The organism is Actinomadura sp. RB99 (genome assembly GCF_014706005.1).
Taxonomy (GTDB): Bacteria; Actinomycetota; Actinomycetes; order Streptosporangiales; family Streptosporangiaceae; genus Spirillospora.
Window position 1 is genome coordinate 1 of sequence record NZ_JABMCA010000133.1, and the last position, 12,839, is coordinate 12,839.

14 protein-coding genes are annotated in these 12,839 nt (G+C 74.6%); 9 read left to right on the plus strand and 5 right to left on the minus strand.

From position 1 onward, the window contains the following. Positions 1–278: 278 nt before the first annotated feature. The gene (locus tag amrb99_RS52145; RefSeq protein WP_190868814.1) at positions 279–2,264 is read right to left on the minus strand and encodes an oxidoreductase; all 1,986 of its coding nucleotides are present in this window, start codon (positions 2,262–2,264) and stop codon (positions 279–281) included. 64 nt (positions 2,265–2,328) lie between these two features. On the opposite strand from amrb99_RS52145, the gene amrb99_RS48145 reads away from it, so the two are divergent. Beyond that, positions 2,329–2,715 carry a VOC family protein gene (locus amrb99_RS48145; protein ID WP_190868815.1) on the plus strand — a complete coding sequence of 129 codons (387 nt, stop codon included), beginning with the start codon at positions 2,329–2,331 and terminating at the stop codon, positions 2,713–2,715. A 7-nt stretch (positions 2,716–2,722) separates the two neighbouring features. Here amrb99_RS48145 and amrb99_RS48150 read toward each other — a convergent pair whose 3' ends face one another. Next, positions 2,723–2,956 carry a hypothetical protein gene (locus tag amrb99_RS48150; protein WP_190868816.1) on the minus strand — a complete coding sequence of 78 codons (234 nt, stop codon included), beginning with the start codon at positions 2,954–2,956 and terminating at the stop codon, positions 2,723–2,725. Positions 2,957–3,021: 65 nt separating this feature from the next. Here amrb99_RS48150 and amrb99_RS48155 point away from each other — a divergent pair, with 65 nt between their 5' ends. After that, positions 3,022–3,561, plus strand: coding sequence for a hypothetical protein (locus amrb99_RS48155; protein WP_190868817.1), 540 nt, complete (start codon positions 3,022–3,024; stop codon positions 3,559–3,561). A gap of 58 nt (positions 3,562–3,619) precedes the next feature. Here the strand turns inward: amrb99_RS48155 and amrb99_RS48160 are convergent, their stop codons facing one another. Then, on the minus strand, positions 3,620–3,796 hold the full coding sequence (locus tag amrb99_RS48160) for a hypothetical protein (RefSeq protein ID WP_190868818.1): 177 nt from the start codon (positions 3,794–3,796) through the stop codon (positions 3,620–3,622). Between the two features lie 96 nt (positions 3,797–3,892). Between amrb99_RS48160 and amrb99_RS48165 the strand changes: the two genes are divergently transcribed. Then, positions 3,893–5,059 carry a sensor histidine kinase gene (locus amrb99_RS48165; protein ID WP_190868819.1) on the plus strand — a complete coding sequence of 389 codons (1,167 nt, stop codon included), beginning with the start codon at positions 3,893–3,895 and terminating at the stop codon, positions 5,057–5,059. Next, entirely contained in the window at positions 5,047–5,688 is a 642-nt protein-coding gene (locus amrb99_RS48170; protein ID WP_190868820.1) for a response regulator, read from the plus strand. The genes amrb99_RS48165 and amrb99_RS48170 overlap by 13 nt, the downstream gene beginning before the upstream one ends. Before the next feature lie 21 nt (positions 5,689–5,709). Here the strand turns inward: amrb99_RS48170 and amrb99_RS48175 are convergent, their stop codons facing one another. Then, positions 5,710–6,552 carry a siderophore-interacting protein gene (locus amrb99_RS48175; protein ID WP_190868821.1) on the minus strand — a complete coding sequence of 281 codons (843 nt, stop codon included), beginning with the start codon at positions 6,550–6,552 and terminating at the stop codon, positions 5,710–5,712. A 46-nt stretch (positions 6,553–6,598) separates the two neighbouring features. Continuing rightward, positions 6,599–7,627 carry an ABC transporter substrate-binding protein gene (locus amrb99_RS48180; protein ID WP_190868822.1) on the minus strand — a complete coding sequence of 343 codons (1,029 nt, stop codon included), beginning with the start codon at positions 7,625–7,627 and terminating at the stop codon, positions 6,599–6,601. 135 nt (positions 7,628–7,762) lie between these two features. Here amrb99_RS48180 and amrb99_RS48185 point away from each other — a divergent pair, with 135 nt between their 5' ends. The 5 genes from amrb99_RS48185 to amrb99_RS48205 all read left to right on the plus strand — a co-directional run bounded on the left by amrb99_RS48185 (position 7,763) and on the right by amrb99_RS48205 (position 12,733). Next, positions 7,763–8,830 (plus strand): iron chelate uptake ABC transporter family permease subunit, encoded by a 1,068-nt coding sequence (locus amrb99_RS48185; protein ID WP_190868823.1) that lies wholly within the window; start codon positions 7,763–7,765, stop codon positions 8,828–8,830. Continuing rightward, positions 8,827–9,864 carry an iron chelate uptake ABC transporter family permease subunit gene (locus amrb99_RS48190; RefSeq protein WP_190868824.1) on the plus strand — a complete coding sequence of 346 codons (1,038 nt, stop codon included), beginning with the start codon at positions 8,827–8,829 and terminating at the stop codon, positions 9,862–9,864. Before amrb99_RS48185 ends, amrb99_RS48190 begins: the two co-directional genes overlap by 4 nt. After that, positions 9,865–10,701, plus strand: coding sequence for an ABC transporter ATP-binding protein (locus amrb99_RS48195; protein ID WP_190868825.1), 837 nt, complete (start codon positions 9,865–9,867; stop codon positions 10,699–10,701). Between the two features lie 92 nt (positions 10,702–10,793). Beyond that, positions 10,794–12,263 carry an MFS transporter gene (locus amrb99_RS48200; protein WP_190868826.1) on the plus strand — a complete coding sequence of 490 codons (1,470 nt, stop codon included), beginning with the start codon at positions 10,794–10,796 and terminating at the stop codon, positions 12,261–12,263. After that, complete coding sequence (locus amrb99_RS48205; protein WP_190868827.1) at positions 12,260–12,733, plus strand: MarR family transcriptional regulator; 474 nt, start codon at positions 12,260–12,262, stop codon at positions 12,731–12,733. Before amrb99_RS48200 ends, amrb99_RS48205 begins: the two co-directional genes overlap by 4 nt. The last annotated feature ends 106 nt before the right edge of the window (positions 12,734–12,839 follow it).

Here is a 12,839-nt window from a genome sequence, read left to right on the forward strand (position 1 = left end):
CTGCGCGCCGACTCCAGCCGACGCAGCTCGGCCACATCTCCATCACGTAATGCCAGAGGGGCAGCGGTTCGCATACTCCAGTCTCTCAAACAGAAAGAAACTTTTCGAGCGAAACACTAGATGCTTCGAGTCCAATCGCGGGAGCTGAAGCAGGGTGGCGTGCTCGGGGGTGATCCCCGGACACCCGATGTGGGGGCTTCGCCCCCACGCCCCCTCCCGGGTTGAGGGCGGTGTTTTCTTCTTGTGGTCCTGTCCCTTTGGGACGGGACCCTTTTTCGTTACTGGCGGGAGAGGACGCGGGTTATGCCGGCGGCGATCGTGGTGGCGAGGATCCAGCCCGAGGCGATCAGCGCGGCCGCGAGCCACTGGTAAGGGCCGCGCGGGTTGAAGGCCGGCTCCTGGCCGAAGCTGATGATCGGCAGGAGCAGGTCGAGGGTGTAGAGGAACGGGTTGAAGGCGGGCGCCTCGTCCTTCTTGAGGGGGACGGGGTGGTGCGCGGCGAACAGCACGGTTCCGATCGCGAGGAGAGCGGCCAGGAGGATTCCCGCGCGGAGCGGACGGTAGCCGTAGCCGACGGTCCAGTCCTGGGCGACGCCCCAGGCGCGGGCAAGGGGCGGGAGGGTGCGCCGGCGGCGGCGTTGCTTGGCCAGGCGGACGGTGCGGGCCTCGGCATCGCGGCCCATGCCCTGGAAGACGGCCGCGAGCTGCTCGTAGGGCTGCGGGTGGTAGCCGTCGGCGGCGTCCAGCCAGGCGAGGCGGGCGGCGAGCGGGCCCGGCTTGTCGATGGCCTGGTAGACGAACCCGTCCAGTTGGGGGCGGGCGGGCCAGCGGGCGGGGTCGTCGCGGAGGATCTCGATGCGGGCGTGCCGCAGGTCGACCGTCCCCTCGGTGAGCGTGCAGCGCGAGAACCAGAGCATGTCCGCCCGTACGCGCCGGAGGCCGAGCGCGAGGTCGTCGTAGCCGCTGATCGTCGCGTCGTCGAAGCCCAGCTCGCCGACGCGGGCGCCGGCGAGGGACATGCGGCCCGTCGCGGTGAACCCGTTCCGGCAGTTCAGGACGCCGCTGATGGTCAGGCCGTAACCGATGAGCGATCGGCCGCCGGGATTGGACAGCTGCGCGCCGTCCAGCTCGACGCTCGCCCCGAAGACCGAGTCGATCAGGCGGATCTCGCCCTCGGTGCGCAGGCCCTCGCCGGCGAGGCCGCCGGTTACCTCGGCGCGGCACAGGCCGAGCGCCTCGCCGCCGGGGTCGCTGAGGTGCGCGCCGGCGAAGTCGGCCGTGCCCTGGACGGTCGCCGAGTCCAGGCAGACCCGGCCGCGGGTCCGGAACCCGTTCGCGGCGCGCAGGCTGCTGCCGACGGTGATCAGCCGCGCGTTCAGCGCGGTGCCGCCGGGGGCGTCGAGCTCGGCGCCGCTGAGCAGGAGGGTGCCGCCGATCGCCGCGGAGCGCATGCCGACCTTGCCCTCCGCGCGGAACCCTCCGTCCAGGACGGCGGCCCCGTCGATCCGGGCGCGGTCGGCGTCGAGGGCGGTACCGCCCGGGTTGGACAGCCGGGCGCCGGTCAGAACGAGGCGCCGCCCGATCCGCGCGTCCGGCAGGCGGACCTCGCCGTCGGCGGTGAGCCCCCGTGCGTGCAGCCCGGACGGCAGTTCGATCCCCTCGGCGTTGAGCGCGACGGCGCCGGGGTTGGACAGGCGCGCGCCGTCGAGGACGCAGGTGCCGCCGACGTGCGCGCCCTGCAGCATGACCTCGCCGGTGACCTCGGCGTCGGCGGCGTCGATGTTGCGGGCGACGGTCAGCGCGTACGCCTCGACGCCCGCGAGGCGGGCCGCGCGCAGCGACAGCGTCCCGTCGATCCGGGTGCCGACGAGTTGCAGCGGGCCGTCGAGGCGGCAGTTGCGCAGCCACAGCAGGCCGTCGACCTGCGAGTCCGAGGCGAAGAGGCCGGGCAGCCGGGAGCCGGTCAGGCTGAACTGCCGTATCCGGGTGGCGTAGAGGGCGGGCGGCTCGTCGAACACGCAGTCGCGCATCAGCACCGCGTACCGGACCTCGGCGAAGGACAGGTCGAGCACGCCGGTGATCCGCGCGCCCGTGAGCCGCACCGCCGGGACCTGCCCCGCGTCGGCCGGGCGGGCGCCCAGCAGCAGCGCCGAGACGACCTCGCCGCGCACCGCCTCCCCGGTCCCGGTCAGATCGACCTTGCCCGCGTTCGGGAACGCGTCCCAGAGCGCTCGTTCCGCGTCCGACAGATCCTCGATATCCATTTGGCCCTCATGCATACACCGCCGCGGCGGGCGGCGCCACGCCACCGGCCCTAGACTCGCGTTCATGCTGCGTCTGGGCTTTCCGGTGATCGGTGTGACCGACCTCGCGCGTGCCGTGGCGTTCTGGACGGCGGCACTGGATCTCGTGGCCGTCCCGGACTGGGAGAGCCCGAACTGGCGGACGCTGGACCACGCGGACGGGTCGGGACGAGCCCTCGGGCTGATGCGCAGCGAGTCGCCCGCCGAACCCCGCCCGCGCCTGCACCTCGACCTGTTCGTGGACAGCACCGCCGAGCAGGAGGCCGAGGTCGAGCGGCTGGTCGCGCTCGGCGCGAGCCGCGTCGAGTGGGACCTGTACCCGCCGGACCCCGACTTCGTCGTCCTCGCCGACCCCGACGGCAACCCCTTCTGCGTCGTCGACCTGAGCCGCGCCCCGTCCGGCTCGCGGTGAGCCGCCGCTAGGCGTCCGGCGGATTCTCGCGGGCCTCGATGAGGGCCTGGACGCCGTCGGAGAAGCGGCGGCGCTCCGGCGTGAGCTCGGCCTTCTCGACGCGGCGGTCATGGGGCGCTTCGGCGCGGGCGACCAGGCCGAACTCCTCCAGGCGGGCGAGGCTGCCCTTCGGGTGGCTGTGGCTGACGACTCGACGAGGTCGAGAGGACGCCTGGGCACGGCCTGAGAACGGCCGCCGCATCGTTTCCGTCCCCTGAGCCGGCGGCCCGGCGGGGAATGTCGGTGGCGGGTGGGAGGGTGCGGCGCGTGGGGATTCATGTGGCGAGCCGGCGGCGGGCGCCGGCGTCGGTGGAGGCGGAGTGGCCGGGGGCGGTGGTGCTGGACGTGACGTCGCGGGGCGCCCAGCCGTGGGTGCGGTTCAGCCCGTTCTACCCGCACGGCGGCATACCGGTGCCGTTCTCGGACGGGGTGACGGGCGCGTCGGTCGAGGGGATCTGGCAGGCGCTCAAGGTGTTCGAGGGCACCGACGTCGACCCGGCCCGGCTGGCGATCACGTCGATGAAGGGCATCAAGCGGACGGTCCGCAAGTACGGGGCGGTGCGCGGGCACCGGGCGGGGCTCGACGGGGACGAGCTGCTGCCGTACGGGCGGGCGCGCCGGGAGATCTACCTGCCCGCGTACCGGTGGGTGCTGGAGAACAGGGTCGCGGACCTGGTCGAGGAGGTGCGGCGGCTCGGCGAGGTGGTGCTGCTCGACCACACCGTCAACGGGGACGTGGACGACCTGTCCAAGCCCCTGTCGCACGCGGCGCTGATCGGGCTGTACGCCGAGGGCCGGTGGCCCTGACCCGCGCGGACGCCGCCCCTGCGATGGCGTCCGCGCGGAGGGCCGCCCGGCCCGGGGGTCAGGCGCGGCCGCGGGTGAAGCGGCCGGCGAACGCCCAGCCGAGGCCGAGCAGCACGCCGCCGATCGCGGCGACGAGGCCGAGGGCGGGGGTGTCGAGCACGGCGAGGAGGGCGATGAGGAGCCCGTAGAGGATCGTGAGGGCGAACAGGGCGGCCCGGACGGGGTTGTTGTTCATGCCCGCAATGCTTCCGGTGGCGGGGCGGCAGTACTATCCACCGGTCGGTGGACAGGGCGGACGGGCCGCGCGGCACGCCGGGGGAGCGGACAGGACATGAGCGGTGGCGACCCGGCGGCGGCGCGGGCGGAGGACGTCTGGTACCGGTCGTATCCCTTCTGGGACGCCTACTTCGCGCTGGTGCTGGTCGGCACGATCGCGGCGACGGCGGCGGACGGGCTGCCGCCGGGGCGGCGGTCGGCGGCGATCCTGCTGCTGGTGCTGCTGAGCACGGCGTACGTGGCGGTCGGGCGGAAGGCGCTGCGGTCCCGCGAGGAGCGGCGGCCCGGGTGCCGGCTGTACGCGGCGGCGCTGGTGCTGATGTTCGTGCCGGCGACGCTGCTGGCGCCGGTGACGTCGACGGGGCTGGCGGCGCTCGCCCCGCAGGTCTACATGGTGTACGGCACGGCCCGCGGGTTCGTGCTGATGATGGTGCTGTTCTCCGGCGCGGTCGGGTCGGCGATGGTGGCGTCCGGCGCGGGCGTGACGCTGACGCTGGTGATGATGCTGGTCGGCATCGCGTGCAGCGCGCTGCTCGCCACGTTCATCGGCCGGCTCAGCGCGCAGAACCGGGAGCGGGCCCGGCTGATCGACGAGCTGGACCGCACCCGCGACGAGCTGGCGGAGGTGAGCCGGGAGGCGGGCGTGCTCGCCGAGCGGGAGCGGCTCGCCCGCGACATCCACGACACGATCGCGCAGGGGTTCACCAGCATCGTGATGCTGGTGCAGGCGGCCGAGGCGGAGGTCGGGCCGAACCGGCACCTGGAGCTGGTGGCGCGGACGGCGCGGGAGAACCTCGCCGAGACGCGGGGGCTGGTCGCGGCGCTGGCACCGCCCGCGCTGGCGGCGGGGTCGCTGGCGGAGGCGCTGCGGCGGCTCGCCGCGGACTTCGCGCTGCCCGTCGACCTGGATGTGGAGGGCGAGCAGCGGCCGCTCGGCCCGGCGGCGGAGGTGGTGCTGCTGCGGGTGGCGCAGGAGTCGCTCGCGAACGTCCGCAAGCACGCGGGCGCGCGGTCGGTGTGGATGTCGCTGGAGTTCGCGCCGGACGCGGCGCGGCTGACGGTCGCCGACGACGGCCGGGGCTTCGACCCGGAGGCGGTCGCGTCCGGGTTCGGGCTGCGCGGCATGCGCGGGCGCGTCGAGCAGGCGGGCGGCGCCCTCGCCGTGCGCAGCGGCGCCGGCGAGGGCGCCGTGGTCGAGGCGGTGCTGCCGTGCTCCGCGTGATGATCGTGGACGACCACCCGATCGTCCGGGAGGGGCTGCGCGGGATGCTGGCGGCCGAGCCCGGCCTGGAGGTGGCGGCGGAGGCGGCGAGCGGGGACGAGGCGGTCGCGCTGGCGCCGCGGGTGCGGCCCGACGTGATCCTGATGGACCTGCGGATGCCCGGCGGCGACGGGGTGAGCGCGATCGAGCGGCTCGGCCCGGGGCACCGGGTGCTGGTGCTGACGACGTTCGAGGACGACGCGGACATCGTGCGCGCCGTCCGGTCGGGGGCGGCGGGCTACCTGCTGAAGGACGCCTCCCGCACGGACCTGGCCGCCGCGATCCGGGACGTCGCGGCGGGCCGGACGGTGCTGTCGCCGTCGGTGTCGGCGCGGCTGGACGCGGCGCGGGCGAGCGAGGAGCGCGAGGCGGGTACGGCGCCCGCGCCCGCCGTGCTGTCGGCGCGGGAGGCGGAGGTCCTCGCGCTGGTCGCGCGGGGGCTGACGAACGCCGAGATCGGGGCGCGGCTGTTCATCGGGCAGGCGACGGTGAAGACGCACCTGCTGCGGGTGTTCGCGAAGCTCGACGTGTCGGACCGGACGGCGGCGGTGATGGCCGCGATCGAGCGGGGCGTCCTGCCGCCGCCCTGACACCCGTCGCCCGAAGCGGGGTCACTCCTCGGTGGCGGGGCTGCCGCCCCCGACGACCTCGGCGAGCAGGTCCTCCTCGGTGGCGCCGCGCCGCCAGTAGCCGGTGAAGGTGACGTCGCGGCGGTGCAGGCCGCGCTCGTTCACCAGGTGCCGGCGCAGCGCCTTCACGGTGGCGGACTCGCCCGCGATCCACGCGTACGCGCCGTCCGGGACGGACGAGCCGCGCACCGCGTCGAGGAGGCCGCCCGCGGAGACCCAGCCGATCTCCGCGTCGGCGTCGCTCGGCAGGTCCTGCCGGTCGCCCGGGTGCGGGGTCTCGACGAACACCCGCGCGGGCGTACCGGCGGGCAGCCAGGCGAGGTTCCCGGCGATGGCGGGGAGCGCGGTGAGGTCGCCCGCGATCACGACGGGCCGTCCGGGCGGCGGGCGGAAGTCGCAGCCGCCGTTGTCGGGCCCGGTCGGGCCGAGCACCGCGACGCGGTCGCCGGGGCGGGCCGCCGACGCCCAGCGGGACGCCGGGCCGGACGTCCCGCCGGGGTGCAGCGCGAAGTCGACGTCCAGCTCGCCGGGGCGCTGCGCCCGCACGGTGTAGGACCGCATGATGCCGCGCTCGGCCGGGTCGAGCGCGCGCCAGTCGGCGAACCAGGTGTCGGCCGACCGGTCGTCCGGGATGACGGGCGCGTCCTGGTGCGGGTGCGGCAGGAAGATCTTGAACCGCTGGTCGCGCCCGCCGCCGGCGAAGCCGCCGGGGCGGCCGTCCAGGCACGTCCCGCCGAAGGTGACCCGGACCATCGAGGGGCCGAGCGGCGCGGACCGCAGGACGTGCAGGTCGAAGAAGGCGTACGGGTGGCTGGGGGTCCTCATCGCTGTGCCTTTCGGTGAACGCGGGCCGGCGGTCGCGGCCGCTGGGTCAGCCGGTCTTCTTCGCGGTGCGGACGGTCTGGGCGAGGGCCTCGATGATCGGCGCGCACCCCTCGTAGGAGAAGCGGGGCTCGGGCTGCCAGGCGATGACCTGGCCGGCCTTCACCGCGGGCAGGTCCTTCCAGGACGGCTTCGAGCCGAGGTCCTTCGGCTGCAGGGCCTGCGTGCGGCTGTCGAGCATGATGACGTCGGCCTTGTACTTGTCGGCGTTCTCCCAGCTCAGGTCCTCGAAGTAGCCGTCCTGGCCGAGCTTGTCCGGCACGATGAGGTCGAGGCCGAGCTCCTTGAAGTAGATGAGGTCGGTGTTCTTGTTCGGGCTGGAGGCGTAGAACAGGTCGGGGCTGGCGGACGCGGCGAGCACCTTCAGCCCGGCGTTGGCCTTCACGGCGGCGCGCAGCGACTCGACGGCCTTGTCGAAGCGGGCCTTGGCGGCGGTGACCTTGGCGGACCCCAGGTCGGCGCCGAGCGCGGCGGCGAGCGCGGCGGTCCGCTCGATCGGCTTCGGCAGCGCGACGGAGCCGGCGGAGATCGCGACCTGCGGCGCCAGCGCGTAGATCTTGTCCTTGCTCTCGGCCGGAACGTAGAACAGCTCGTCCTTGATGAACATGTTGTCCACGAGCAGTTCGGGGCGGAGCGAGGCGTACTTCTCGATGTTGAACTCGCCGTAGGCGTTGCCGATGATGGTCAGCCGGTCGACGGGCAGGTTCCCGGCCTGGGGGTCGGGCTTGCCGTCCTTCAGCTTCGTCGGCCCGTAGACGCCGACGATCTGCCGGTCCACGCCGAAGTCGTAGAGGGCGGCGAGGGCGCCGACGTATCCGACGACGCGCGTCGGGCGCGACTTGAGCTTCACGGCGGTGCCGCGGTCGTCGGTGAAGGCCCAGGCGCCGCCGGACGGGGACGCCTCGCTCTTCCCGCCGCCGCCTCCGCCGCACGCGCTGATCAGGGCGCCGAGGGCGACGGCGCCGCCGGCGCCGAGAAGGCCGCGGCGGGTGAGGGAGGGGGAGGGGGATGTCCACATTTTCGGCTGCTCATCTCTCATCGAACGCTATGGCCGGATTCCGGCCCGATGGGCGCTTAGGTTAACCTAACCTAAGTCGTTGTCCAGTGGCAGGGGGCGGGTCGTCGCCCCCGTCCGTCCCCCCGGAGCCAGCCCGTGCCGTTGACCAGAACCGCGCCACCGACGGCCCCAGCGCCCGCGCCCGCCGCCCGTCCGCCGGCACCCGCGCGGCGCCCATCCGCCCGCGCGTTAGGGCTGGTCGCGGCGGTACTGCTGCTCCTGGCCGTCCTCGTCCTGAGCCTCGCGGTCGGCGCGAAACCGCTGTCGGTCGGCCAGGCGTGGGACGGGCTCCTGCACCGCGGGTCGGGCTCCTACACCGTCGTCCACCAGATGCGCCTGCCGCGCACCCTGCTCGGGCTCCTCGCGGGCATCGCGCTCGGGCTGGCCGGCGCGGTGATGCAGGCGCTCACCCGGAACCCGCTCGCCGACCCCGGCCTCCTCGGCATCAACGCGGGCGCGTCCGCCGCCGTCGTGTCCGCGATCTCCTTCTTCGGCATCGTCTCGTTCGCCGGGTTCGTGTGGTTCGCGTTCGCGGGCGCCGGGGCGGTGGCCGTGCTGCTGTACGCGGTCGGCGGCGGGCGCGGCGCGACGCCCGCGCGGCTCGCGCTCGCCGGGTCCGCGCTCAACGCCGCGCTGTACTCCTACGTCAACGCCGTCCAGCTGCTCGACACCGCGTCCCTCGACCGGATGCGGTTCTGGACGGTCGGGTCCCTCGCCGCCGCGCAGACGTCCACGGTCGAGAAGGTCGCGCCGTTCGTCGCGGTCGGGCTCGTCCTGGCGCTGCTGCTGGCCCGCCCGCTGAACGCCATGGCGATGGGCGAGGACGCGGCGCGCGCGCTCGGCGCCCGCCCCGGGCGCGCCAAGATCCTGGCGATCGCCGCCGTCACGCTGCTGTGCGGCGCCGCGACCGCGGCCTGCGGGCCGATCATCTTCGTCGGGCTGATGGTGCCGCACCTCGTCCGCGCGCTGACCGGGCCCGACCTGCGCTGGCTGCTGCCGTACTGCGCGGTGCTCGCGCCCGCGCTGATGCTGGCCGCGGACGTGCTCGGACGCGTCGTCGTCCGGCCGTCCGAGCTCCAGGTCGGGATCGTGATGGTGGTCGCCGGCGGGCCGGTGTTCCTCTACTTCGTCCGGCGGCCGCGCAGCAAGGCGGTCGCGGCATGAAGCCCGCCGTCGTCAGGACGCCGAACGGGCTGTCGCTGCGGTTCCGCCCGCGCGCGCTCGCGGTCGCCGTCCTCTGCCTGCTCGTCGCGCTGGGCGTCAGCGTGCTGCTGATCGGCAGCGGCGACTTCCCGATGGGCCCCGCCGGCGTCGTCCGGACGCTGCTGGGGAACGGCACGCCCGCCGACTCGCTGATCGTGAACGAGATCCGGCTGCCCCGCGCGGCGGCCGGGCTCGCGGTCGGCGCCGCCCTCGGGCTGGCCGGCGCGGTCTTCCAGTCGCTGACCCGCAACCCGCTCGGCAGCCCGGACGTGCTCGGCTTCACCCAGGGCGCGGCGAGCGGCGTGCTCGGCGTGATCGTGCTGACCGGCGGCGGCAGCGCGGCCGTCGCAGCGGGCGCCGTCGGCGGCGGGCTGCTCACCGGCGCCCTCGTGTACGCGGTGGCCGGCCGGCACGGCGCGCACGGGCAGCGGCTGATCCTCGTCGGCATCGGCGTCGCCGCGATCCTCACCGGCGTGAACGGCTACCTGCTCACCCAGGCGAAGATCACCGACGCGGCGCGCGCCGTGCTGTGGCTGACCGGCAGCCTGGACGGCCGGGACTGGGCCGACGCGGCGCCCGTCCTCGCCGCCCTCGCCGTGCTCGGGCCGCTGGTGGTGATCGGCTGCGGGCGCGCGCTGCGGATGCTGGAGATGGGCGACGACGCGGCGCACGGCCTCGGCGTCCCGATCGAGCGGGTCCGGCTGATCATGCTGGCCGCGGCCGTGCTGCTCGCCTCGCTCGCCGCGGCGGCCGCGGGGCCGGTGTCGTTCGTGGCGCTGACCGCGCCGCAGCTCGCCCGCCGGCTGACCCGCACGCCCGGGCCCAACCTGCTGCCGTCCATGTGCATGGGCGCGGCGCTGCTGGTGGCGGCCGACTGGGCCGCGCAGCGCGCGTTCACCGGCCACCAGCTCCCGGTCGGCGTGGTGACCGGGCTGCTCGGCGGCGGCTACCTGGTCTGGCTCCTCGTGACCCAACGCAAGACGGGACGGATCTGAATGAAGGACGCGAACGCGCGGCTGAGCGGTACGGGCCTCACCCTGGCCTACGACAGGCGCACCATCGCGCGCGACCTCGACGTCGCGGTGCCGGACGGCTCGTTCACCGTGATCGTCGGGCCGAACGCGTGCGGCAAGTCGACCCTGCTGCGGGCGCTCGCGCGCATCCTGAAGCCCGCGTCCGGCACCGTCGTGCTGGACGGCGAGCCGATCGCGGCATGGCCCGCCAAGAAGCTCGCCCGCACCCTCGGGCTGCTGCCGCAGTCGTCGATCGCGCCGGAGGGCATCACGGTCGCCGACCTGGTCTCGCGCGGCCGGTACCCGCACCAGGGGCTGCTGCGGCAGTGGTCCCGCGAGGACGAGCGGGTCGTCACCGAGTCGATGGAGGCGACCGGCGTCGCCGCGCTGGCGGACCGCCCGGTGGACGAGCTGTCCGGCGGACAGCGGCAGCGGGTGTGGATCGCGATGGCGCTCGCGCAGCAGACGCCGCTGCTGCTGCTGGACGAGCCGACCACCTACCTCGACATCGCCCACCAGATCGAGGTGCTGGACCTGTGCGCGCGGCTGCACGAGGAGGGCCGCACCGTCGTCGCCGTCCTGCACGACCTGAACCACGCGGCGCGGTACGCCACCCACATGATCGCGATGCGGGACGGGGCGATCGTGGCGGAGGGCGAGCCGGGGGCCGTGGTCACGGCGGAGCTGGTCGAGGAGGTGTTCCGGCTGCCGTGCCGGGTGATCGACTGCCCGGAGACCGGGACGCCGCTCGTCGTCCCGGCGGCGCGCGCGGCCCGCACCGCCCGCGCCGCTCGCGCGGAGTCCCATCAGGTCGGCTGAGGTGCGGCGGGGTGATGGGGGACACAGGCGGCGCCCCCCGGAAATAGTTGTACGCTTATAACCGTTGTACGCGTACAACGATTGGAGTCCGCTTGACCGACCTCACCCCCCGCCGCCGGATCCTGGTGCTGGCCATCTGCTGCATGAGCCTGCTCATCGTCAGCCTGGACAACACCATCCTGAACGTCGCGCTGCCCACGCTGCGGCGCGAGTTCCACAGCTCGGTGTCCGGCCTGCAATGGACCATCGACGCCTACCTCATCGTCCTCGCCTCGCTGCTCCTCCTCGCCGGCTCCACCGCCGACCGGATCGGCCGCCGCCGCGTCTTCCAGACCGGGCTCGCGCTGTTCGTGCTCGGCTCGGTGCTGTGCAGCCTCGCCCCGTCCCTCGGCTGGCTCGTCGGCGCCCGGGTCGTGCAGGCCGTCGGCGGCTCGATGCTCAACCCGGTCGCCATGTCGATCATCACGAACGTGTTCACCGAGCCCCGCGAGCGCGCCCGCGCCATCGGCGTGTGGGGCGCCGTCGTCGGGCTCAGCATGGCGATGGGCCCGCTCGTCGGCGGCGTCCTCGTCGACTCGGTCGGCTGGCGGTCCATCTTCTGGCTGAACGTGCCGATCGGGCTGGCCGCGCTCGCGCTGACCGCGCTGTACGTGCCGGAGTCCCGCGCCGAGCGGCCGCGCCGCGCCGACCCGGCCGGCCAGCTCTTCATGATCGCGCTGCTCGGCACCCTGACCTACGCGATCATCGAGGGCCCGGGCCGCGGCTGGGGCGACCCCGCCGTGCTCGGCGCCGCCGCCGTCGCCGCGCTCAGCCTCGCCGGGTTCGTCCGGCACGCGCTGCGCACCCCCGAACCGCTGATCGACCTGCGCTTCTTCCGCAGCGTCCCGTTCGCCGGCGCGACCGTCATCGCGGTGTCGGAGTTCGCGGCGCTCGGCGGCTTCATGTTCCTCAACGCCCTCTATCTGCAGGACGTGCGGGGGATGTCGGCCCTGCACGCCGGCCTCTACCTGCTGCCGATGGCCGCGATGAGCGCCGTGTTCGCGCCGCTGTCCGGGCGCCTCGTCGGCAGCCGCGGGCCCCGTCCCTCGCTCGTCGTCGCGGGCGCCGCGACGCTCGCCAGCGCCGTGCTCATCGCCGCGTTCGACGCCGAGACCCACGACGTCACGCTCTTCATCGCCTACGTCCTGTTCGGCATCGGGTTCGGCATGGTCAACTCGCCGATCACCAACACCGCGGTGTCCGGGATGCCGCGCGCGCAGGCGGGCGTCGCCGCCGCCGTCGCGTCCACCAGCCGGCAGGTCGGCCAGGCCCTCGGCGTCGCGGTGATCGGCGCGGTCCTCGCCGCCGGCACGTCCGGCGCGCGCTCCGGCGGGACCGGCTTCGTGGACGCCGCCCGCCCGGCATACTGGGTGCTGGCCGGCTGCGCCGCCGTCGTGCTGGTGCTCGGCGTGCTCACCACCGGGCGCCGCGCGGCCCGCAGCGCGGAGCGGACGGCCGCGCTGTTCGAGACCGCCGAGCCGGCCCCCGGCGAACACCACGTGACGGGAGCGAGCACCCGATGAAGCAGCCCGGCCCCGCGTCCGGCAGATCGTCCGCCCCCGCGGCGGGCGACCAGCCGGACCTGGCCGCCCGCGCCTGGCGCAACCTCGGCATCCTCATGCACGAGCGCAGCGACCGGCGCGCCGAGGTCACCGAGGCGCTCGGCATGAGCTTCTTCCGGGTCAAGGCGCTGCGCCGGCTGGCCGCCGCGCCCGAACCGCTCACCCTGCGCGGCCTCGCCGACCGGCTCGTCTCCGACCGCCCCTACGTCACCCTCGTGGTGGACGACCTGGTCGAGCGCGGCCTCGTCGAGCGCACCGCGAACCCGGCCGACCGCCGGTCCAAGCTCGTGACCGTCACCGCCGCCGGCCGCGCCGTCGCTGCCGAGGCCGAACGGATCCTCAGCACCCCGCCGGCCGCCCTCTACGAGCTCTCGCCGGAGGAACTGGCCGTCCTCGACCGGGTGGCCGCCCGGCTGGTCGAGGACGACTAGCTGTTCTGTCTACGGAGGTTGTGGACGCGGGGACACGGTTGGATGATCTTGGAATGAGGGAGGGCCTCCGGGTTCGGTGTGGATTGCGACATCTACGCCGGTACCG

Coding starts and splice junctions, on each gene's coding strand:
- amrb99_RS52145 (WP_190868814.1), bottom strand. CDS start 2,264: ATGGATATCGAGGATCTGTCGGACGCGGAACGAGCGCTCTGGGACGCG.
- amrb99_RS48145 (WP_190868815.1), top strand. CDS start 2,329: ATGCTGCGTCTGGGCTTTCCGGTGATCGGTGTGACCGACCTCGCGCGT.
- amrb99_RS48150 (WP_190868816.1), bottom strand. CDS start 2,956: ATGCGGCGGCCGTTCTCAGGCCGTGCCCAGGCGTCCTCTCGACCTCGT.
- amrb99_RS48160 (WP_190868818.1), bottom strand. CDS start 3,796: ATGAACAACAACCCCGTCCGGGCCGCCCTGTTCGCCCTCACGATCCTC.
- amrb99_RS48165 (WP_190868819.1), top strand. CDS start 3,893: ATGAGCGGTGGCGACCCGGCGGCGGCGCGGGCGGAGGACGTCTGGTAC.
- amrb99_RS48175 (WP_190868821.1), bottom strand. CDS start 6,552: ATGAGGACCCCCAGCCACCCGTACGCCTTCTTCGACCTGCACGTCCTG.
- amrb99_RS48180 (WP_190868822.1), bottom strand. CDS start 7,627: ATGTGGACATCCCCCTCCCCCTCCCTCACCCGCCGCGGCCTTCTCGGC.
- amrb99_RS48190 (WP_190868824.1), top strand. CDS start 8,827: ATGAAGCCCGCCGTCGTCAGGACGCCGAACGGGCTGTCGCTGCGGTTC.
- amrb99_RS48195 (WP_190868825.1), top strand. CDS start 9,865: ATGAAGGACGCGAACGCGCGGCTGAGCGGTACGGGCCTCACCCTGGCC.
- amrb99_RS48205 (WP_190868827.1), top strand. CDS start 12,260: ATGAAGCAGCCCGGCCCCGCGTCCGGCAGATCGTCCGCCCCCGCGGCG.